The organism is Rathayibacter sp. VKM Ac-2927 (assembly GCF_022815525.1).
GTDB lineage: Bacteria > Actinomycetota > Actinomycetes > Actinomycetales > Microbacteriaceae > Rathayibacter > Rathayibacter festucae.
Genome location: NZ_JALGRT010000001.1, coordinates 263,686 through 284,514, shown reverse-complemented (window position 1 = coordinate 284,514; position 20,829 = coordinate 263,686). Strand labels below are relative to the sequence as shown.

Genomic DNA, 20,829 nt, shown 5'->3' with positions numbered 1-20,829 from the left:
CGCTGCACCTCTGCACGCGAAGGGAGGTCTTCGCGGACTCCTGGCGCAGATCGGCTGGTGGAGCGCGCCACCGGCCCTGAGGCGAAGCGGGAGGCTCCTCATCGGTGACGGTCCGCCGTGGCGGCGACCGCTCCATGGTGCCGTCCGCGACCCGCATGGGCGCGCATGCTCGGCCCGGCCTCCGCTGCTTCCACTCCCGACGTCATCAGTGATCTGCTCGACGACCTCGACACCGTCACGGCGGCCCGCGATCAGACCTCCGGGGAAGGACGACCGCCGGGACCGACGCCGGCCGGAGACGAAGAAGGCCCGGTTCGCGCTGCTTTCCGCGTCGATCCGGGCCTTGCGAAGTGGTGCCCCCAGTAGGATTCGAACCTACGCCCCTGCCTCCGGAGGGCAGTGCTCTATCCCCTGAGCTATGGGGGCCAGGAGTGCCTGTCAACATTAGCACCCGGGGTGGGCGCCGCCGGACGCCCTGGCGGGCCGTGCGGTCGTGCCACGATGGGGGCATGCTGCGCACCGTCTCCGCCTCGCTGGGCCTGCGACTGAACGGGCCGACCGACCTGATCTTCCTGATGGCGGCGACGCCGACGGGAGACGGGTTCGAGGACTCGTTCACCGTCACGCTGGACGGCGAGCCCGTCCCGGTGCGGGAGTTCCCGGCACGGCACGGCGCGCGGGTGCACCGTGTCGCGGCGAACGCCGGGGCGATGCAGGTGGAGTACCGCGGCCGCGTCTCCGGGCGCGGTGTGCCGGACGAGCCGAGCGAGCTCGAGCTGGTCGAGTACCTGCGGCCGAGCCGCTACGCCGAGACGGACGCACTCGGCGGCATCGCCCGGCGCGAGTTCGGCCGGGCGCGGGGCTTCGAGGCGCTCGCCGCGGTCGAGGAGTGGGTGCACAGCCACCTCTCCTACGTCTACGGCTCGACGGTCGCGACCGGGGGAGCCGCGCAGGTGATCGAGAGCGGGCAGGGCGTCTGCCGCGACTTCGCGCACACCGTCGTGGGGCTGCTGCGCGCGCTCGACATCCCGGCGCGGGTGACCGCCGTCTACGCTCCCGGCCTCGAGCCGCGCGACTTCCACGCCGTGTCGGAGGCCTGGGTCGACGGGGCCTGGCACGTGGTCGACGCGACCCGGCTCGCTCCGCGGCCGTCGATGCTCCGGATCTCCTCCGGCCGCGACACCGCCGACACGGCCTTCCTCAGCAGCTACCTCACCGACCTGCGGCTCGAGACGATGAACGTCGAGGCGACCTGCGACGTGGTCGTGGAGGACGACCACGTCTCGCCGGTGCGCCTGGGCTGAGCCCGCACGTTCCGACCGGGTGGTCAGCCGGCGAGGGAGTCCAGCGCCGCGCGCACGAGTGGCTCCGGGTCGCCCGGCTCGACGAACGACGCGCTGGACGCCTCGAGCCAGTGGTCGCCGATGAAGGCGTCCGCGATGCCCCGGCTGTCGGCGACCTCGTAGTAGCCCTCGATCTCCGGGGGCCGACCGTATGTGGGGACGGCCTCGCTCGTGGTGAAGAACTCGTTCTTGAGGGCCTCGATGACGGCCGGGTCGAGCCGGGCGACCGCGACCTGGAAGTCGGCGCCCTCGGAGTCGGCCCAGCCGCAGACCAGGCCGTCGTAGCCGGCGATCTCGGCGGAGACCGCGGTCGGCTCCACCGCGTCGCTGGGGGAGAAGCCCGCCCAGAGACCGGTCAGCGCGGAGGCGGGCACGAGCTGCTCGCAGGTGACGGGAATCGGAGTGCCGGTGACCGCGTCGCTCGCGCTCGGCGCCGGATCCGCGGCCGGCGCGCAGCCGGCGAGGGCCGCGACGGCGACGAGGAGAGCGAGGGCGGCGGGTCGGCGCATGCGCTGCACCCTAGCAATCGCGGCGGTCGGGGCGCCGGGGCGCGGGCGGGCGGGTTCCGGCGGGCGGGCTCTCGGTGACGGCGGATCTCGATACGCCGGCTGCGCTGGCTACTCGATCAGCATGAAACGGGGCTGCTCGATTCGACGGCGAGGAGGGCGAGTGCTCGATCGACGGGGAGTGGGCGCCGAGTGGGCTCGGCTCCTTCTTGCTGGTCGAGTAGCCCCGGAGGGGCGTATCGAGACCCGACCCCGTCAGCAGGCGGGGCGATCGGCGGGAAGGAGGGGGTGGCGGACCGGCCGGTAGAATCGTGCCCCGTGACTCCCGAACAGCTCGCCGCCTCCCTGCACGCCCTCGTCCTCGACGCCGTGCAGCGACGAGGGAGCGACGCCGAGGTCGCGCTCGGCGACGTCGTGCTCGAGCGGCCCAAGAACCGCGACCACGGCGACTGGGCCTCGAACATCGCGATGAAGATCGCGAAGAAGGCCGGGGCGAACCCGCGCGAGCTCGCGACCGAGCTCGCCGAGGGCCTCGGCGCGGTCGACGGCGTGGCCTCGGTGGAGGTCGCCGGCCCCGGGTTCCTCAACGTCCGGCTCGACGCCGCCGCCGCGGGCGCGCTCGCCGGCGCGATCGTCGACGCGGGCGAGGCCTACGGCACCGGCTCCGCCTACTCCGGTCTGAAGATGAACCTCGAGTTCGTCTCCGCCAACCCCACCGGCCCGATCCACATCGGCGGGACCCGCTGGGCGGCCGTCGGCGACAGCCTCGCCCGCGTGCTGATCGCGCAGGGCGCCGAGGTGACCCGCGAGTACTACTTCAACGACCACGGCGCGCAGATCGACCGCTTCACCCGAAGCGTCCTGGCCGCCTACCGCGGCGAGCCGACTCCGGAGGACGGCTACGGCGGCGCGTACATCGCCGACATCGCCGATCGCGTCGTCGCCGCCTACCCGGGCGACCTCTCGGTCCTGCCCGAGGCGGAGCTGAACGAGACCTTCCGCTCGATCGGCGTCGACCTGATGTTCGGCGAGATCAAGCAGAGCCTGCACGAGTTCGGCGTCGACTTCGACGTCTACTTCCACGAGAACTCGCTGCACGAGTCGCGCGCCGTCGAGCGGGCGATCGAGCGCCTCCGCGAGCTCGGCCACATCTTCGAGGCCGACGGTGCGACCTGGCTGCGCACCACGGACTTCGGCGACGACCGAGACCGCGTCATCATCAAGAGCGACGGGGAGGCGGCCTACATCGCCGGCGACCTCGCCTACTACCTCGACAAGCGCGAGCGCGGCTTCGACCGGGCGATCATCATGCTCGGCGCCGACCACCACGGCTACATCGGCCGGATGATGGCGATGTGCGCGGCTTTCGGCGACACCCCGGGCGTCAACCTCGAGATCCTGATCGGCCAGCTCGTCAACCTGCTCCGCGACGGGCAGGCGGTCCGGATGTCCAAGCGCGCGGGCACCGTGGTGACGATGGAGGACCTGGTCGAGGCCGTGGGCGTCGACGCCGCGCGCTACTCGCTGGTGCGATCGTCGGCCGACTCCTCGCTCGACATCGACCTCGACCTGCTCACCAAGCGCAGCAACGACAACCCCGTCTACTACGTGCAGTACGCGCACGCCCGCACCCGCCAGGTGGCGGCCAAGGCGGAGGCGTCGGGCGTGCCGCGCGAGCCGTTCGCCCCCGAGACGCTGGTGCACCCGAGCGAGTCGGCGCTGCTGGGCGGACTGCAGGAGTTCCCGCGCATCGTGGCCCTCGCCGCCGAGCTGCGCGAGCCGCACCGCGTGGCCCGCTACCTCGAGGAGATCGCCGGTCTCTACCACCGCTGGTACGACAACTGCCGCGTGGTCCCGCAGGGCGACGACCCGATCGAGGCCGTGCACTCGACCCGCCTGCGCCTGAACGACGCGACCGCGCAGGTCCTGCGCAACGGGCTCTCGCTGCTCGGCGTGACCGCTCCGGACCGGATGTGACCGCCGACGACGCCGGTGCGCCGCGCCGCGGCCGCCGGATCGCGATCGTCGCCGTGATCGTGATCGTGCTGCTGGCGGTGGCCGCCGTCGTCGGCGACGTACTCGCCCGCCGCGCGGTCGCCGACACCGCGGCGTCGAGCATCCGGGAGGCGCTCTCGCTCCCCGCGGACCACCCCGTCGAGGTCGAGGTCGCCGGCTGGGCGGTGCTGCCGCAGCTGATCGCCGGCTCGCTCGACCGGCTCGACATCCGCAGCGAGGACGTCGCGTTCGGCGCTCTGAACGGCGATGTCGACGCGACCCTCGAGGGCGTCCCCGCGAGCGGCGACGGTCCGCTCGAGGCGGGACGCGCGACCGTGGCCCTCGACCCCGACTCGGTGAGCACGCTCGTCGCCGCGCGGAGCCAGGTGCCGATCGACGGCGTGACGCTCGATCCGCCGCTGGTGCGCGTGAACACCTCGGTCGACGTGCTCGGGCTCACCCTCGCCGCGGGCGTCGGCATCGAGCTCGGCGCGGCCGACGGCGCGATCGAGCTGACGCCGTCCGAAGTGACGGCGGGCGGCACCACGATCAGTGCCGCCGACGTCGAGGACCGCTTCGGCGCCGTGGCCGAGGGGCTGCTCGCCGCGCGCTCCGTGTGCATCGCCGACGCCGTGCCGCAGGGGCTCGCGCTCACCGACGTCACCGTGACGGCCGACTCGCTGGACGCCTCCTTCGACCTCTCTCCGACGTTCCTCAGCGACCCGGCGCAGCAGGAGACCGGCGTCTGCTCCTGACCCGGGACGGACGCGCAGCGCCCGACCGGTAGGATCGGAGCCCTGTGCCCGCGTGTCCCGCGGGCCGAACGCCGGCAGTGCGCGCACCGAGAGCACTGCCACCGACAGCACTCTCAAGGATCTTGCTGGCTTCAGGGGTCAATCCGGACTCGCTCGCCACGCAGTGACGCTCCCACTCTCTCCTGTGAGGTCTCACCCGTGGCACACGCCGACGCACCCGTCCGCGCCCCCCGTCATCCCCTCGCTCCGGACTGGCTGCACCGCCCCGAGGACGCGAACGCGCTCGCCGACGGCGTCTGGTCCGGCGGCACGCTCCGCTCGGCGGACGGCGTTCTCGAGATCGCCGGTGTCGCGGCCACCGAGCTGGCCGCCCGCTTCGGCACCCCGCTCTACGTCGTGGACGAGGACGACGCCCGCCGCCGCGCCGTCGCGACGCGGGAGGCCTTCGAGCGCGAGCTCGGCCGGATCGGCACCGGCGTCACCGTCTACTACGCCGGCAAGGCGTTCCTCTCCACCGAGGTCGCGCGCTGGATGCGCGCCGAGGGCCTGAACATCGACACCTGCAGCGGGGGAGAGCTCGCGGTCGCGCTCGCCGCCGGCGTCGAGCCCGAGCACATGGGCCTGCACGGCAACAACAAGTCGCTCGCCGAGATCGACCGGGCGGTCGAGGCCGGTGTCGGCGCGATCGTCCTGGACAGCGTGCTCGAGATCGAGCGGGTCGCCGCGGCGGCCGAGCGCCACGGCCGCGTCCAGCCGGTGCGGCTGCGGGTGAACAGCGGCGTGCACGCGCACACCCACAGCTTCCTGGCCACCGCGCACGAGGACCAGAAGTTCGGCATCACCCTCGAGGACTGCCCGGACGCCGTCGCGCGGATCCGCTCGCACGGGAGCCTGCGCTTCCTCGGTCTGCACTGCCACATCGGCTCGCAGATCTTCGGCTCGGCCGGCTTCGCCGAGTCCGCCTCGCGCCTGCTCGCGGTGCACGCGGGGCTCCTCGCCGACGGCCCGGTCCCGCAGCTCAACCTCGGCGGCGGCTTCGGCATCGCCTACACGAGCGCCGACGACCCGACCCCGATCGGCGAGATCGCCGCGGCGATCGCGGACGCGGTCGGCGAGCAGTGCGCGACCCGCGGGATCCCGGTGCCGCACATCGCCATCGAGCCGGGCCGCTCGCTGATCGGGCCCGCCGGGCTGACCCTCTACGAGGTCGGCACCATCAAGGACGTCGCGGTCGGCACGGACGGCGTGCGCCGCTACGTCAGCGTCGACGGCGGGATGAGCGACAACGCGCGGCCCGCCCTCTACGGCGCGGACTACACGGCGCGGATCGCCAACCGCGTCTCCGACGCCGAGCCCGCCCTCGTGCGCGTGGCCGGGAAGCACTGCGAGTCGGGCGACATCGTCGTCCACGACGACTTCCTCCCCGCCGACGTGCAGCCGGGCGACCTGCTCGCCGTCGCCGCGACCGGCGCCTACTGCTGGTCGCTCTCGAGCAACTACAACCACCTCGGCCGCCCCCCGGTCGTCGCCGTCCGGGACGGAGTCGCGCGCGTCATCGTGCACGGCGAGACCGAGGACGACCTCCTCCGCCGCGATGCCGGCATCGAACGAAAGGCCATCCTCCGATGATCGAGTACCGCAGCCTCCGCGTCGCCCTGCTGGGCGCCGGGTCCGTCGGTGCCCACGTGGCGCGCCTCCTGCTCGACCACGGCGACGAGCTCGCCCAGCGCGTGGGGGCGCCGCTGGAGCTCGCCGGCGTGGCCGTCCGGGACCTGGACGCACCGCGCACCGCGGACATCCCGAGGGAGTACTTCACCACGGACGCCGAGGCGCTGATCCTCGGCGCCGACATCGTCGTCGAGCTGATCGGCGGCCTGGAGCCGGCGCGCAGCTACATCCTCAAGGCGATCTCCTCGGGCGCCGACGTGATCACCGCCAACAAGGCGCTGCTCGCCGCGCACGGCAACGAGTTGTTCGAGGCCGCCGACCAGGTGGGCGCGCAGCTCAACTACGAGGCCGCGGTGGCCGGGGCGATCCCGATCATCCGCCCGCTGCGCGACAGCCTCGCCGGCGACCGGGTGCACCGGATCCTCGGCATCGTGAACGGCACCACCAACTTCATCCTCGACCGGATGGACACGGAGCACGCCACGCTCGAGGAGGCGCTCGCGCTCGCCACCGAGCTCGGCTACGCCGAGGCCGACCCGAGCGCCGACATCGAGGGCTACGACGCCGCGCAGAAGGCGGCGATCCTCGCCCGGCTCGCCTTCCACACCGACGTCCCGGTCTCGCTGGTGCACCGCGAGGGGATCACCGGCGTCACCCAGCAGCAGGTCGAGCAGGCCCGCGCCTCGGGTTACGTGATCAAGCTGCTCGCGATCTGCGAGCGACTCGTCGACGCGAAGACGGGGGAGGAGGGCGTCTCGGCGCGGGTCTACCCCGCGCTCGTGCACCGCACGCATCCGCTCGCCGCCGTGCACGGCGCGAACAACGCCGTCTTCGTCGAGGCGGAGGCCGCCGGCAGCCTGATGTTCTACGGCGCCGGAGCCGGTGGCGTCGAGACCGCCTCGGCCGTCCTCGGCGACGTCGTCTCGGCCGCGCGCCGCCACGTCGTCGGAGGTCCGGGCCTCGTCACCAGCGCCAGCTCCGGACTCCCGGTGCTGCCGATCGGGCACGTCACCACCCGCTACCAGGTGACGCTCGAGGTGCTCGACCGCCCCGGCGTGCTCGCCCAGATCGCCGGCGTCTTCGCCGAGCACGGGGTCTCCGTCGAGACGCTCGTGCAGACGCCGCCCGTGCTCGACCCCCTCGCCGACACCGGTGCGGAGCGGCGCGAGCCGACCGCTACCCTGGTCATCGGCACGCACGCCGCGGCAGAGTCCGATCTGGCGGCCACCGTCACCGCTCTCCAATCCCACGGGTTCGTCGGCGCCGTGACGTCCGTTCTACGAGTTGAAGGAGCCTGAGATGGCCAAGCAGTGGCGCGGAGTCCTGCACGAGTACGCGGACCGCCTCGATGTCACCGAGGCGACCCCCGTCATCACGCTCGGCGAGGGCGGCACCCCGCTCATCCCGGCGGCGGCTCTCTCGGCCCGCACGGGCGCGAAGGTCTGGGTCAAGTACGAGGGGATGAACCCCACCGGCTCCTTCAAGGACCGCGGCATGACCATGGCGATCTCGAAGGCCGTCGAGCACGGCGCGAAGGCCGTCATCTGCGCCTCGACCGGCAACACCTCCGCTTCGGCCGCGGCCTACGCGACGCACGCCGGCATCACCGCCGCGGTGCTCGTCCCCGAGGGCAAGATCGCGCTCGGCAAGCTGAGCCAGGCGATCGCGCACAATGCGCAGCTGCTGCAGGTCCAGGGCAACTTCGACGACTGCCTCGACATCGCCCGCGACCTCGCGAAGAACTACCCGGTGCACCTGGTCAACTCGGTGAACCCCGACCGCATCGCCGGTCAGAAGACCGCCGCCTTCGAGGTCGTCGAGGTCCTGGGCGACGCGCCGGACTTCCACATCGTCCCGGTCGGCAACGCCGGCAACTACACCGCCTACTTCCGCGGCTACTCCGAGGAGCTCGAGCGCGGCGGGTCGACGAAGCTGCCCCGGATGTTCGGCTTCCAGGCCGAGGGCTCCGCGCCGATCGTGCACGGCGCGGTCGTCCGCCACCCCGAGACCATCGCCAGTGCGATCCGGATCGGCAACCCGGCCTCCTGGGAGCTCGCGCTCAACGCCCGCAGCGTCAGCGACGGCTACTTCGGCGCGATCAGCGACGAGAAGATCCTCGAGGCGTACCGCATCCTCGCGGGCGAGGTCGGCGTCTTCGTCGAGCCCGCCTCCGCGATCAGCGTCGCCGGTCTGCTGGAGCGCGCCGAGGCGGGGGCGATCCCCAAGGACGCCACCGTCGTGCTGACCGTCACCGGCCACGGCCTGAAGGACCCGCAGTGGGCGCTGCGCACCGCGGACGGCGAGGACATCACGCCGACCGTCGTGCCCGTGGACACCGCGGCGATCGCCGACGTGCTGGGGCTGGCCGGCGCATGACCTCGGCGGTTCCCGTCGGCCGCTCCGTGCACGTCAAGGTCCCCGCGACCTCGGCGAACCTCGGCCCCGGGTTCGACACGCTCGGCCTCGCGCTCTCGGCGTACGACGAGCTCGAGGTCACGGCCGTCACGGCGACGGGCGTCCGGGTCTCGGTGCACGGCGTGGGCGAGGGCGAGGTGCCGACCGACGAGACGAACCTCGTCGTCCAGGCCATCGCCTACACCTTCGCCGATCAGCGGCAGGAGATGCCCGGCATCGACGTGACCGCGCGCAACATCATCCCGCACGGCCGCGGGATGGGCTCCTCGGGGGCGGCGATCGTCTCCGGGATCATGGCGGCGAAGGGTCTGCTCGACGGCATCGTCGAGCTCGACTCCGACGACCTGCTCCGGATCGCGACCGAGATGGAGGGGCACCCCGACAACGTCGCGCCGGCGCTCTTCGGCGGTCTCACCATCGCCTGGGTCGAGCCCGGCGCCGAGGGCGGACCGGAGGCGCCGCTGCGGCCGCGCTCCAAGAAGCTGATGGTGCACCGCGGCGTCTCGCCGGTCGTCTTCGTGCCCGAGCACACCATGTCGACCCGGCTGGCGCGCTCGCTGCAGCCGATCAGCGTGCCGCACGAGGACGCCGTCTTCAACGTCTCGCGCTCGTCGCTGCTGATCGCGGCCCTCATCCAGAGCCCCGAGCTGCTGTTCGCGGCGACCGAGGACAAGCTGCACCAGAACTACCGCGCGGCCGCGATGCCGCAGACCTCCGAGCTGATCGCGCTGCTGCGCTCGCACGGCTACGCGGCCGTCGTCTCCGGCGCCGGACCGAGCGTCCTCGTGCTCTGCAGCGACCCCGCGCAGCGCCTCGCCGCCGCGGATCTGGTGGCGAAGCAGGCGCACACGCCCTGGCGGGCGCACATGCTGGCCGTCGACTTCAAGGGTGCTACAGTGGGGATCGCATCCCGAGGAGCCGCGTAACGAGCGGAATCTGTCCGACGGATCGTCCCGATAATCACGGCCATCACATCGTGTGAAGGGCGCCCCTGCTTCTCGTGCAGATCAGCGCCTGGTCGCTCGTGCCCTCTCTGCGCTTTCCGAGGCAGGTCGAGCCGGCGACCGAGAGCATCGCGTGGATCAGAACTCGCGATGGACCCGCACGGCTGATGTGCTCTCCCGGTGAGCGATCGCTCCCGGGGGGAAGGAACCCCTCTCCAGTGACAGATGTCAACACCCGCGGTACCGCCGCGGACACCAACGCCGATCTCATCGGCCTCCGCGTCGCGGAGCTCCAGGCCCTCGCAACGAGCCTCGGCATCGGCGGAGCCTCCAAGCTCCGCAAGGGCGAGCTCGTCTCGGCCATCTCGGACCTCCGCGCCGGTGCGGACTCCGAGGGCGCCGAGCCCGCCGCTCCCGCCGAGGAGCAGGCGCCCGCCGAGCCCTCGGTCGCCGAGCAGTCCTTCGCCGAGCCGGCCGAGGCCGAGCCCGTCGTGGACGGCACGAGCGTCGAGGCCGAGCCCGCCGACGTCGCCGAGCAGAGCGCCCCGGCGCTCGAGACGCCCGTCGAGTCGACCGCGCCCGCCGAGAGCACGGAGGCGGACACCGCCGACGTCCTCGAGCAGGCCGCCACCACGGTCGAGGAGCCGGCGCCCGCCGCCGCCGAGGCCGCGCCGGTCGAGCTCGAGCTCCCCGTCGCCGCCGAGCCGGTGGCCGAGCCCGCCGCCGAGCGCGCGCCCCGTCGCCGCGGCTCGCGTCGCGCCTCCAGTGGCACCGTCGCCGCCGGCGAGCACCTGAACGTGCCGGCCGGCAGCGGCGTCGAGTCGCTCATCCCCGAGCTCCCGCCCGTCCTCGAGCAGGCCCCCGACGCCGAGCAGGCGCCGCGTCCGGTCATCGAGATCGAGCTGCCCAACGGGCCGGAGTCGGACGACTCCTCCCGCGAGGGCGGTCAGCGCGAGCGTCGCGGACGCCGTCGCAGCCGCGGCGGCAGCGCCGAGCAGAGCGAGCAGCCCGAGACCACCGACGCCGTCGAGTCCTCCGCGCAGGACGCCGGCGACGAGCCGGACACCGGCGACCGCCAGGACGACCAGCAGAACTCCGGCGAGCAGCAGAACGACGGTCAGCAGAACGGCGGCGACCAGCAGGGCACCGGCCGCGGCCGCAACCGCCGCAACCGCAACCGCCGCGGCGAGGACCGCCAGGCGAACGACGGCCAGCAGAACGGCCAGGGCGGCAGCGCCCAGAGCAATGGCGGCCAGAGCAACGGCCAGAACGGCAACGGCCAGAACGGCGCCGCGCAGAACGGCAACGGCCAGGCGCCGTCGAACCAGGGCGGCAACCAGGGCAACCAGGGTGGCCAGCCGCAGGGCGGCAACGGGCAGAACGCCCAGGGCTCCTCGCAGAACGGCCAGCAGGCCGACGGCGAGGACGGCCGCCGCAGCCGCTACCGCGACCGCAAGCGCCGCGGGGGAGCGGTCGGCGACGACTTCGAGCCCGAGATCAGCGAGGACGACGTCCTCATCCCGGTCGCCGGCATCCTCGACGTCCTCGACAACTACGCCTTCGTGCGCACCACGGGCTACCTGCCCGGTGTCAGCGACGTCTACGTCTCGCTCGGCCAGGTCAAGAAGTACAACCTGCGCAAGGGCGACGCCGTCGTCGGCGCGATCCGCCAGCCCCGCGAGGGCGAGGGCGGCGGCCGCCAGAAGTACAACGCGATCGTCCGCGTCGACTCGATCAACGGCCAGACCGTCGACGAGGCCGCCGCGCGCGTCGAGTTCCACGATCTCACGCCGCTCTACCCGACCGAGCGCCTGCGCCTCGAGACGGAGCCGGGCAAGCTGACCCAGCGGATCATCGACCTCGTCGCTCCGATCGGCAAGGGCCAGCGCGGCCTCATCGTCGCGCCGCCCAAGGCCGGCAAGACGATCGTCCTGCAGCAGATCGCCAACGCGATCGTGCAGAACAACCCCGAGGTCCACCTCATGGTCGTGCTCGTCGACGAGCGTCCCGAGGAGGTCACCGACATGCAGCGCACCGTGCGCGGCGAGGTCGTCGCCTCCACGTTCGACCGCCCGGCCGAGGACCACACCACGGTCGCCGAGCTGGCCATCGAGCGCGCCAAGCGCCTCGTCGAGCTGGGCCACGACGTCGTCGTGCTGCTCGACTCGATCACCCGCCTCGGCCGCGCCTACAACGTGACCGCCGCTCCCTCGGGCCGCGTGCTCTCGGGTGGCGTCGACGCGTCGGCGCTGTACCCGCCGAAGAAGTTCTTCGGCGCGGCGCGCAACATCGAGAACGGCGGCTCGCTCACCATCCTCGCGACGGCGCTCATCGAGACCGGCTCGAAGATGGACGAGGTGATCTTCGAGGAGTTCAAGGGCACCGGCAACATGGAGCTCCGTCTCTCGCGCCACCTCGCCGACAAGCGGATCTTCCCCGCCGTCGACGTGAACGCGTCGGGCACCCGCCGCGAGGAGATGCTCCTCAGCTCGGACGAGGTCAAGATCACCTGGAAGCTGCGCCGCGCCCTCGCCGGGCTCGACCAGCAGCAGGCGCTCGAGATCATCCTGTCCCGCCTGAAGGAGACGTCCTCGAACGTCGAGTTCCTGATGCAGGTCTCGAAGTCCGCCGTCGGCCCGACCACCGCGAACCACGGCAACGGCCACCACTAGCTGCCCCGACGTCCGCGGTCGCCCCTCCGGGGGCGGCCGCGGGCGTTTTCGCGTGCCACGGCACCTGCGGCGCGCTCATTCCGTTCGAGCACCCCGCGCAGCGGGCCGCCCTGTTCTCGAAGCAGCCCGCGCAGCGGGCCGTCCATGCTGGTCGAGTAGCCCGCGCAGCGGGCCCCCATGCTGGTCGAGTAGCCCGCGCAGCGGGCGTATCGAGACCCACCCCGCTGAGCACGTCGGTCTCGATACGGCGCCTGCGGCACCTCCTCGACCAGCATGTGCTGCCCACCCCTCCACCACCACCCGGAAACCAGGAACCCCATGTTCGAATCCGTCAGCGTCCTCCTCGCCGAGCACGAGGACCTCCAGACGCAGCTGTCCGACCCCGCCCTGCACGCGGACGCCGCGCGGGCGAAGAAGGTCAACCGCCGCTACGCCGAGCTGAACCAGATCAAGTCGGCGCACGCCGCCTGGATCCAGGCCGGCGAGGACCTCGAGGCCGCGCGCGAGCTCGCCCGCGAGGACGACGCCTTCGCCGAGGAGGTGCCGGAGCTCGAGGAGTCCCTGCGCGTCGCGCAGGAGAAGCTGCGCCGCCTGCTCATCCCGCGCGACCCGGACGACGGCCGCGACGTCATCATGGAGATCAAGGGCGGCGAGGGCGGCGCCGAGAGCGCGCTGTTCGCGGCGGACCTGCTCCGGATGTACCTGCACTACGCCGAGGCGAAGGGCTGGAAGACCGAGATCCTCGACCGCGACGAGTCCGACCTCGGCGGTTACAAGAACGTCCAGGTCGCCATCAAGAGCAACGCGACCGACCCGTCGCAGGGCGTCTGGGCGCACCTGAAGTACGAGGGCGGTGTGCACCGCGTGCAGCGCGTCCCCGTGACGGAGTCGCAGGGCCGCATCCACACCTCGACGACCGGCGTACTGGTCTTCCCCGAGGTCGACGCCCCGGAGGAGGTCGCGATCAACCAGAACGACCTCAAGATCGACGTCTACCGCTCCTCCGGCCCCGGCGGCCAGTCGGTCAACACCACCGACTCCGCGGTGCGGATCACCCACCTCCCGACCGGCATCGTCGTCTCGATGCAGAACGAGAAGAGCCAGCTGCAGAACCGCGAGGCCGGCATGCGCGTCCTGCGCGCCCGCATCCTGGCGCGCCAGCAGGAGGAGATCGCCGCCGCCGCCTCGGACGCGCGCAAGACGCAGATCCGCACGATGGACCGCTCCGAGCGGATCCGCACCTACAACTTCCCCGAGAACCGCATCGCGGACCACCGCACCGGCTACAAGGCCTACAACCTCGACGGCGTGATGAACGGAGCGCTCGACCCCGTGGTCGAGAGCGCGATCCAGTTCGACGAGGAGGCCCGCCTGGCCGACATCGGCTCCGACGAGTCGTGAGCACGGTGACGATGGACCTCGACGCGCGTGCGCTCCTCGCGGACGCCGTCGCCCGGCTGACCGCGGCGCGCGTGCCCACCCCGGACGTCGACGCCGAGCTGCTGCTCGGACACCTGCTCGGCCTCGGCCGCGGGTCGCTCCGGGCGCGCCTGATCACCGGACTCTCGCTCGACGAGACGACCCGCGACGCCTACGACCACGCGATCGAGCGCCGGGCCTCGCGCGAGCCGCTCCAGCACATCACCGGGGTCGCGCCGTTCCGCTCGCTCGAGCTCGCCGTCGGCCCCGGCGTCTTCGTGCCGCGGCCCGAGACGGAGGGAGTGGCGCAGCTCGCCATCGACGCCCTCCGCGCCGTGGCCGACGAGTCGCCGATCGCCGTCGACCTCGGCACCGGCAGCGGCGCGCTGGCGCTCGCACTCGCGCACGAGGTCCCGCACGCCCAGGTGATCGGCGTCGAGAACTCCGTCGACGCCTTCCTCTGGGCCCGCGGCAACCGCGACCGCCTGGGCCTCGAGAACGCCCGCATCGTCTTCGTCGACCTCGCGGACGCGCTGCCCGAGCTCGACGGCACGGTCTCGGTCGTCGTCTCCAACCCGCCGTACATCCCGTCGGCGGCGATCCCGCGCGACATCGAGGTGCAGCGCTACGACCCGCCGGCCGCGCTCTACGGCGGCGAGGACGGGCTCGACGTCGTGCGCTCGCTCTCGCGGACGGCGCTCCGGCTGCTCCGGGCCGGGGGAGTGCTCGTCATCGAGCACGGCGAGCTGCAGGGGGCGGAGATCCGCGCGCTGCTGACCGCGGACGGCTGGCGCGGGGCGACGACGCAGCGGGATCTGACCGGGCGCGACCGGTCGACGGTGGCGGTGCGCTGAGGCGCCGGCCCGGAGGGCTCGCTCCTCCTTCGCCCCTGGTTCGTCAGACGAGGACTCCGTCGGCGGTCCGCCAGCGGGATCCGTCCGAGAACAGCGGCTTCTTGAGAGTGGTGTCGTAGAACATCGATCCGGTGCCCGCGACCGCGGCATCCGGCCGCGCGCTGCCCGAGGTGATCTGGAGCAGCGCGTTCATCGTCACCCGGCCGTCGCTCCGGCGTGCCGTGAAGGAGGGGGCGAGGGTGCCGTCGTCCTTGGCGTAGAACAGCTGCAGGTCGGAGCCCTTGTCGCCGCCGGTCTCCGCCGCGGTGTTCGTGGCGAGGCGCCATCTCGGAGCACCCGCCGCCGTGAACTCCAGGGCCGACTTCCCGCCGACCACCTTGTCGATCGTCAGGCTCGAGGAGAAGCTCGTCGCATCGCCCACCGTGATGTACGGGCCGAGACGTCGCGGGGTGACCTCGATGTGCCGCTGGCTGGCGCCGGCGACGATGTTGTCCCAGGAGTACCAGGTGTCGCTGCCGCCGGGCCGGTGGACGCCGAAGCCCATCGAGGCGGGCTCGTTCACCGATCCGTTCGCCAGGCGCGAGCCCGACGGGGCGGACGTGCCGTTGCGGTCGTCGAGGACCATGTTCTGGGTGACGTAGACGTTCGAGGTCTGCGACGAGGTGCCGGGGGTCGAGATCCCGAAGTTCTCGCCGCCGTACTGGACGTCCGGGGCTGCGCCGTTGAGCTTCGTCGCCCGGCCCGGTCGGAGGATCAGGTTCGAGGTCACGAGGATGTTCGCGCAGCCCTCGTCGATCAGGATCCCGCCGCGGTCGCAGTCGATCAGCGTATTGCCGGTGATCGTGGCGTTGGCGGTGAAGCGGTCGTCGTCCGTCTCTCCGTCTCCGTCCTCGTCCTCGACGGTGGCGCCGTCGAGCTTGGCGAGGAAGATGCCGCAGCCCTCCCACCACTCGCGGATCCGCTCGACCCGGGTGACCGTGTTGCCGGTGATCGAGAGCGCCTTGCTGCCGCCGGCAGCCCAGATCCCGTGCCGGGCGCTCCGGTCGACGACGTTGCCGGAGACGACGACTCCCGCAGGGCCCGCCTCGCCCTCGTAGCCGCCGACCCAGATGCCGTTGTAGAAGCTGCCGATGAACGTGTTGCTCGAGCAGTTCACGCGCTGAGTCCCGCGGGAGATGGAGACACCGTTGTCCGCGCTGTACTCGACCTTGTTGCCGGTGAAGGTGACGGTCTCGTCGTCCCGGAAGCCGAGGTCGAAGCAGCGGAACGCGGTGCAGTCGACCATCCGGGTCTCGCCCGAGATGCCGTAGAGCTGCACCGGCATCGACCGGAGTCCCCAGAACTCGACACCGTCGACGGTCACGTTCCGCACGACCGGGTAAGCGCCGGTCTGATACCGGCTCCCGAGGATGACGAGTCCGGACTGGAAGCCCCGCGTTCCGCCCGTTCCCGTGGCGATGAGGCCGGCGGCGATGGTCCAGTTGGAGACGAACTCCCTCGACTCGCGGGAGTACGAGTCCCCGAGAGCATCCGCATTGGTGAGCGCGCCCTTGATGGTGAAGTCCTTGAAGACGATGTTGCTGCTCGCGACGGTGCCCGAACGGAGCACGAAGGGAGCGGCCAGGGTGACGTGCAGCATCCCGGAGAGGATCGTCCTGCCCGCTCCGGCGCCCTCGATGGTCAGATTCGAGTGCCCTTCGAGCGAGCACTGCTTGCTCAGGACGTACTCGCGGGCGCCGGCACGGACGACCGTCGGCCGAGGGTCCGCCTTGGCTGCGGCGAGGGCGCGGTCCCAGCAGTACCAGTCCGACGCGTCGCCGCTCTTGACGTAGTCGTCCACGTAGTAGATCGCGGTGCCGCCGACCAGCGCGTTGTTCGACTTGCTCGCCGGATTCGCGAGGAGAGTGCTGACCTGGTTGTCCAGGTCGGTGCTGTCCACCGGGGCGGCGGCTGCTCCGGGCGCGACCGCGATCGCCGCCGCGGACGCCATCCCCGCGGTGAACAGGAAGGAGCGGCGGTTCGAGGGCGCTGATGTCTTCGTCACGCGCTCATCGTCACCGGCGCGACGGGCGTTCAACCAGGTATGAGGGATTCTCCGGTGACGCGATACGCCCACGGGGGACACGGCTCCTCCATGGCAGGTCGAGCACTGTCCCACTCCGAGGGACAGAAGCGGTGAGGCCGCCTACAGGAAGAGGTGGCGCGTCGCGACGGACTCGCGGGCGCGACCGGCGCGCCGGGCGATCCGCTCGACCGCGATCCGTCGCGCGCGCGCCGGCCCGGTGACCAGGCGGAGGAGCGAGTGCACCCACACGCCGACCACCTTGACCGGTCGGTCGCGCGGCATCCCGAGCGCGGCGAGCTTGGTGTGCAGGCGCACGCTGCCCTGCCCGTAGCGAAAGTTCTGGGAGTACGCGCCCCGCGCGCTGTCGCGCTGCCGGTAGAGGATCGACGCCTCCGGGACGTTCCTCAACTCGGCACCTCCGGCGGTGGCCCGGTAGAAGAAGTCGATCTCGTCCCCGCCGCCGATGAAGCTCTCGTCGAACCCGCCGAGCTCGGTGTGGAGCGCGCGGACGAAGCCGCAGTTCGCCCCGGTGGGGGAGCCCACAGTGATCCCCGCCCCCGGCCAGCTGCGGAAGTGCACGCCCTCCGCCCGCTCCAGCACGCGGCCGTCGGGGTAGACCCGGTCGAGCGGGCCGCCCACGCACCGGGCACCGCTGCGGAGCGCGCCCACCAGAGCCGCGATCCAGGTCGGCGACACGACGTCGTCGCAGTCGCAGAGCAGGATGTACGTCGCCTCGCTCGCCAGGACGCCGACGTTGCGGGCGTGGTTGATGCCCTTCCTCGCGCTCGAGTCGACCACCCGGAGGCGCAGTCCGCAGGCCTCGGCGGCGGCGATCGCGACGGCGGCCGAGCCGTCGTCCGACCCGTTGTCGCTGAGGATCACCTCGATCGACGGGTCGGCCTGAGCGCCGATCGCGGCGAGCTGCTCGGGCAGGAAGTCGGCGCCGTTGTAGCAGGGGATGACGATCGAGGTCTCGATCGAGTCGTTATGCGCGCGCGTGGGCGCATCCGGATCCTGGGGCACGACGCGATGATAACGGACGCCGTCATCGGGGGGCGGGGCGCCCGTCCGGCCCGTCTCCACGACCCTGGCGGGCCGACATCCCTGCGCTATGCTGACGCGAAATCCAGCTCCCGACTGTCGTCGGACGTCGGATCATTCGACCACGCCCGGTCGCCTCGCGACCGCGTCTCCGGTGGTGAGCGCCACGGCGCGACTCATCGTGGAAGGTGACATGGCTCTCTCGAGCAAGCTGCCGTCGGAGGTGTCCTCCGTGCGGCGCGGACGCGATCCGCTCCGATCGCCGGCCTCCGAGCAGCGCGAGCCGATCTGGTCGACCCTCGTCTTCCTCGCGGTCGTGACTGTTCCCTTCCAGTACGCGCTCACCATCGACGTCGGGTCGCCGGTCAAGGTGTCCGAGATCCTGCTGGTCCTCGCGGTGCTCGCCCGGGTGCTGAGCCCCGGTTCGACGCGGACCAGGGTGCCGGGACTCGGCTTCGTCGTCCTGCTGGCGGTCGCGCTCGTCGTCTCCGGTCTCTACTGGGTGGGGTTCGCCGGGCCGGTGCGGGGGCTCGACTTCACGGGCTACACCCGCTCGCCGAGCGCCGACGTGCTGTTCTACACCGCCTTCGGACTGTTCGCCCTCGTCGGCTGGTGGATGTTCTCCCAGCTGGGCCGGGACCGGTTCGAGAAGGCGATCGTGCTCTCGATCTGGCTGGCCGGAGCGGCGACCCTGCTCCAGTTCGTCGGCGCGCTCCTGGGCCTGGAGACGCTGCTCGCAGACCTCGGCTTCCGCTCCACAGGTGGCAGCAATCTCAGCGTGACCGGCGTCAACCTCCGGAGCGGGCCCTTCCTCGAGGGGCAGCACCTCGGTTTCTACGCCGGTGCGGCGCTGCTGATCGCGCTGAAGCGCCGGGCCTGGTTCCCGGCGATCGTCGCTGCGCTCCTCGTCTTCTACTCGCAGTCCACGACCGCCGTCCTCGGGATCGTGGTCGCCGCGGCCGTGCTGTTCCTGCTGCGTCCGCACGTGCGGGTGCTCGCGGCGATCCTGTCGCTCTCGCTGCTCGTCGGGGGCCTGGCCGCGTTCATCGCACCGGTGCGGCAGTTCGTGATCAACCAGGCGGCGAAGCTCGGCCTGGTCTCCCAGACCGCCGAGTTCCGCTTCGCCGGTCTCTCCTTCGACGTCCGGGAGGAGAAGGCCTCGATCGGAGCGCAGATGGGGATCGACCACCTCGCGCTCGGCGTGGGGCCCGGCCGCTTCGGCGCCTGGTTCTCCCAGTACGCGGACTACACCGTGCTGCCCGCCTACTACCGGACGACCGACCTCCGGCCCATCGCCGAGAACGTCTACCTCCAGATCTTCGCCGAGATGGGGATCTTCGCCCTCCTCGGACTCGCCGGCCTCCTCCTCGTCGTCCTCGCGCGCTCCCTGCGGGCGAGCCCGATCGTCTTCGCGATCGGCGTCTGCGTCGCGGTCGGCCTCTGGACGCAGTCGTCGTGGACCTTCCTCCCGATCTGGGTCTTCCTGGCCTACGTCGGCGTGGCCGCGTCCGATCCGGAGGTCGACCGGAAGGCGCCGGCCGCGGTGGCGTCGAGTCCGCGCCGGGTGCCGGCCGACCGGCCGTGGCGCCGCGGCTCGGCCGCCCCGCTCCGCCCGTCCCGCTGACGACAAGGATCTCCCGCAGGTGCTCAAGAACATCCTGACGACCTACGCTGCCCGCTTCGCGGGGATGATCGCCACGGTGGCGATCCTGCCGATCGTCACCGCCGGCGTCGGCGCGGCCGGATTCGGTCTCTACTCGCTCACGGTCTCGATGGGGCTCCTGTTCCAGCAGGACCTCGGGATGACGGCGGCGACGGTCAAGTTCGTCGCCGAGTCCCGGGCTCGCGGGAACCTGGAGAGGATGCGGCGCGTCATCGCCACCAGCGAGGCGTTCTTCGCCGTCCTGTCGGTAGTCGCGGCGGCGCTCCTCGCGCTCGCGTTCTCGCTGACGGCGCCGACACTGTCGGTGCCCGCCGAGTTCGGCTCGCAGCTCGGCCTCCTCTTCGCCCTGGGCACGGCGAACGTGTTCTTCGCGCTCCTCTTCGCACCCGTGCGGCAGACCCTCACCGGGCTCGGAGCGCTGAACGTCGTGAACGGATTCCTGACGCTCCAGGCGCTCGGCCGGGTCGTGCTCGCGGCCGGGGCGATGGCGATGGGGCTGCCGCTCTGGGTCGTCAGCGCCATCGACGTCTCCGCGATGCTGCTCGGCGGGATCGGCATGTACGTCTTCCAGCACGTGCGCTTCCCGGAGGCCTCGACCTCGCTCCTGAGCGCGGAGTGGAGCGTCTTCCGCGACATCTTCGCCCTCAGCTCGCAGCTGCTCGTCCTGAGCCTCGCGGGGGTCGTCATCCTGCAGTTCGGGTCGATCGTCGCCGGCGTGCTGCTCCCGCTGACCGCCGTCGCGGCCTACGCGGCTGCTCAGCGGGTCTACTCGCTGGTCAAGGAGGTGACCGCATCGCTCTCCTCCGCCGTGCTGCCCGCGGTGACGGAGCGCCAGGTCGAGGGCGGCTCCTCGGCCAACGGGCGCGTCTACATCGGCGGCACGAAGTACGCGAACACGCTGATGCTCCTGGTCTTCGTCCCGATCATGGCGACGGGGCCGCAGCTGATCGACGTCTGGTCCGGCGGACGGCTGGAGGGCGCCGGCGCCGCGGCGCAGATCCTCGTCCTCTCGCTGCTCGCGAACAACAACCACCTGCTGGCGATCCCGGTCCTGACGGCGCAGCAGAACATCCGGCGGTTCGCCGTCCTGCACGTGATCTGGGCGGTGACGGCCGTGGGCTCGTCCTTCGTGCTCGCGCCGATGCTGGGCGTGGCGGGCATCGCTCTCGCGGTCTGCCTGCCGGTGGTGCTGCTCGAGTACTTCTACGTCCGCCACACCCTTCACGCCCTCGGGCAGCCGTGGCGGGCCTTCCTCACCGAGTGCCTGGCGCGGCCCTACGGGGCTCTCGCTGTGCCCGGCATCGCGGTCGTGCTCGTGGGCGTCCATCTGCCGGCGAGCCTGCTCGAGATCGGACTGCTGACCGGCGCGTGGCTGGTCGTCGCGCTGCCGCTGATCTACGTCCTCGCGCTGACCGCGGGGGAGCGCTCCCGCATCCGCCGCATCATCGGGCGGCGCCGGGGCCGCTGACACCGCTGGCGCGGTCCGCGG

The 20,829-nt window shown here is 72.0% G+C and carries 15 protein-coding genes and 1 tRNA gene; 12 read left to right on the top strand and 4 right to left on the bottom strand.

All coding sequences use genetic code 11. The features are described 5' to 3' along the window. Window positions 1-351: 351 nt before the first annotated feature. Window positions 352-426, bottom strand: a tRNA-Arg gene (locus tag MT353_RS01340). A gap of 83 nt (window positions 427-509) precedes the next feature. Here MT353_RS01340 and MT353_RS01335 point away from each other — a divergent pair. Then, window positions 510-1,304 carry a transglutaminase family protein gene (locus MT353_RS01335; protein WP_243623432.1) on the top strand — a complete coding sequence of 265 codons (795 nt, stop codon included), beginning with the start codon at window positions 510-512 and terminating at the stop codon, window positions 1,302-1,304. 23 nt (window positions 1,305-1,327) lie between these two features. On the opposite strand, the gene MT353_RS01330 is transcribed toward MT353_RS01335, so the two are convergent. Then, the gene (locus tag MT353_RS01330) at window positions 1,328-1,852 is read right to left on the bottom strand and encodes a hypothetical protein (RefSeq protein ID WP_243623431.1); all 525 of its coding nucleotides are present in this window, start codon (window positions 1,850-1,852) and stop codon (window positions 1,328-1,330) included. A gap of 315 nt (window positions 1,853-2,167) precedes the next feature. Between MT353_RS01330 and argS the strand changes: the two genes are divergently transcribed. The 9 genes from argS (at window position 2,168) to prmC (ending at window position 14,571) form a co-directional block, all read left to right on the top strand. Continuing rightward, complete coding sequence (gene argS / locus MT353_RS01325) at window positions 2,168-3,826, top strand: arginine--tRNA ligase (protein WP_185020357.1); 1,659 nt, start codon at window positions 2,168-2,170, stop codon at window positions 3,824-3,826. Beyond that, window positions 3,823-4,599 (top strand): DUF2993 domain-containing protein, encoded by a 777-nt coding sequence (locus MT353_RS01320; protein ID WP_243623430.1) that lies wholly within the window; start codon window positions 3,823-3,825, stop codon window positions 4,597-4,599. The genes argS and MT353_RS01320 overlap by 4 nt, the downstream gene beginning before the upstream one ends. Window positions 4,600-4,797: 198 nt before the next feature. Then, window positions 4,798-6,228, top strand: coding sequence for a diaminopimelate decarboxylase (lysA, locus tag MT353_RS01315; protein ID WP_243623429.1), 1,431 nt, complete (start codon window positions 4,798-4,800; stop codon window positions 6,226-6,228). Continuing rightward, window positions 6,225-7,565: a homoserine dehydrogenase gene (locus MT353_RS01310; RefSeq protein ID WP_243623428.1), complete on the top strand. Its 1,341-nt coding sequence runs from the start codon at window positions 6,225-6,227 to the stop codon at window positions 7,563-7,565. Before lysA ends, MT353_RS01310 begins: the two co-directional genes overlap by 4 nt. Before the next feature lies 1 nt (window position 7,566). Beyond that, window positions 7,567-8,643 (top strand): threonine synthase, encoded by a 1,077-nt coding sequence (gene thrC / locus MT353_RS01305; RefSeq protein WP_123735336.1) that lies wholly within the window; start codon window positions 7,567-7,569, stop codon window positions 8,641-8,643. Next, on the top strand, window positions 8,640-9,608 hold the full coding sequence (gene thrB / locus MT353_RS01300) for a homoserine kinase (RefSeq protein WP_243623427.1): 969 nt from the start codon (window positions 8,640-8,642) through the stop codon (window positions 9,606-9,608). The genes thrC and thrB overlap by 4 nt, the downstream gene beginning before the upstream one ends. 236 nt (window positions 9,609-9,844) lie before the next feature. After that, window positions 9,845-12,298, top strand: a complete 2,454-nt coding sequence (gene rho, locus MT353_RS01295; protein ID WP_243623426.1) for a transcription termination factor Rho — start codon at window positions 9,845-9,847, stop codon at window positions 12,296-12,298. Window positions 12,299-12,616: 318 nt separating this feature from the next. Further along, a complete protein-coding gene (prfA, locus tag MT353_RS01290) occupies window positions 12,617-13,699 on the top strand; it encodes a peptide chain release factor 1 (protein ID WP_123445476.1) in 1,083 nt (360 codons plus the stop codon). Window positions 13,700-13,710: 11 nt separating this feature from the next. After that, entirely contained in the window at window positions 13,711-14,571 is an 861-nt protein-coding gene (gene prmC / locus MT353_RS01285) for a peptide chain release factor N(5)-glutamine methyltransferase (protein WP_243623760.1), read from the top strand. A gap of 43 nt (window positions 14,572-14,614) precedes the next feature. Here prmC and MT353_RS21825 read toward each other — a convergent pair whose 3' ends face one another. Next, on the bottom strand, window positions 14,615-16,615 hold the full coding sequence (locus tag MT353_RS21825; RefSeq protein WP_243623425.1) for a right-handed parallel beta-helix repeat-containing protein: 2,001 nt from the start codon (window positions 16,613-16,615) through the stop codon (window positions 14,615-14,617). 141 nt (window positions 16,616-16,756) lie between these two features. Further along, entirely contained in the window at window positions 16,757-17,659 is a 903-nt protein-coding gene (locus MT353_RS01275; RefSeq protein WP_243623424.1) for a glycosyltransferase family 2 protein, read from the bottom strand. A 211-nt stretch (window positions 17,660-17,870) separates the two neighbouring features. Here MT353_RS01275 and MT353_RS01270 point away from each other — a divergent pair, with 211 nt between their 5' ends. Both MT353_RS01270 and MT353_RS01265 read left to right on the top strand, forming a co-directional pair. Beyond that, complete coding sequence (locus MT353_RS01270) at window positions 17,871-19,301, top strand: O-antigen ligase (protein ID WP_159423172.1); 1,431 nt, start codon at window positions 17,871-17,873, stop codon at window positions 19,299-19,301. 19 nt (window positions 19,302-19,320) lie between these two features. Further along, window positions 19,321-20,808, top strand: a complete 1,488-nt coding sequence (locus MT353_RS01265) for a lipopolysaccharide biosynthesis protein (protein ID WP_243623423.1) — start codon at window positions 19,321-19,323, stop codon at window positions 20,806-20,808. Window positions 20,809-20,829: the final 21 nt, after the last annotated feature.

Coding starts and splice junctions, on each gene's coding strand:
- MT353_RS01335 (WP_243623432.1), top strand. CDS start 510: ATGCTGCGCACCGTCTCCGCCTCGCTGGGCCTGCGACTGAACGGGCCG.
- MT353_RS01330 (WP_243623431.1), bottom strand. CDS start 1,852: ATGCGCCGACCCGCCGCCCTCGCTCTCCTCGTCGCCGTCGCGGCCCTC.
- MT353_RS01310 (WP_243623428.1), top strand. CDS start 6,225: ATGATCGAGTACCGCAGCCTCCGCGTCGCCCTGCTGGGCGCCGGGTCC.
- thrC (WP_123735336.1), top strand. CDS start 7,567: ATGGCCAAGCAGTGGCGCGGAGTCCTGCACGAGTACGCGGACCGCCTC.
- thrB (WP_243623427.1), top strand. CDS start 8,640: ATGACCTCGGCGGTTCCCGTCGGCCGCTCCGTGCACGTCAAGGTCCCC.
- prfA (WP_123445476.1), top strand. CDS start 12,617: ATGTTCGAATCCGTCAGCGTCCTCCTCGCCGAGCACGAGGACCTCCAG.
- prmC (WP_243623760.1), top strand. CDS start 13,711: ATGGACCTCGACGCGCGTGCGCTCCTCGCGGACGCCGTCGCCCGGCTG.
- MT353_RS01270 (WP_159423172.1), top strand. CDS start 17,871: ATGGCTCTCTCGAGCAAGCTGCCGTCGGAGGTGTCCTCCGTGCGGCGC.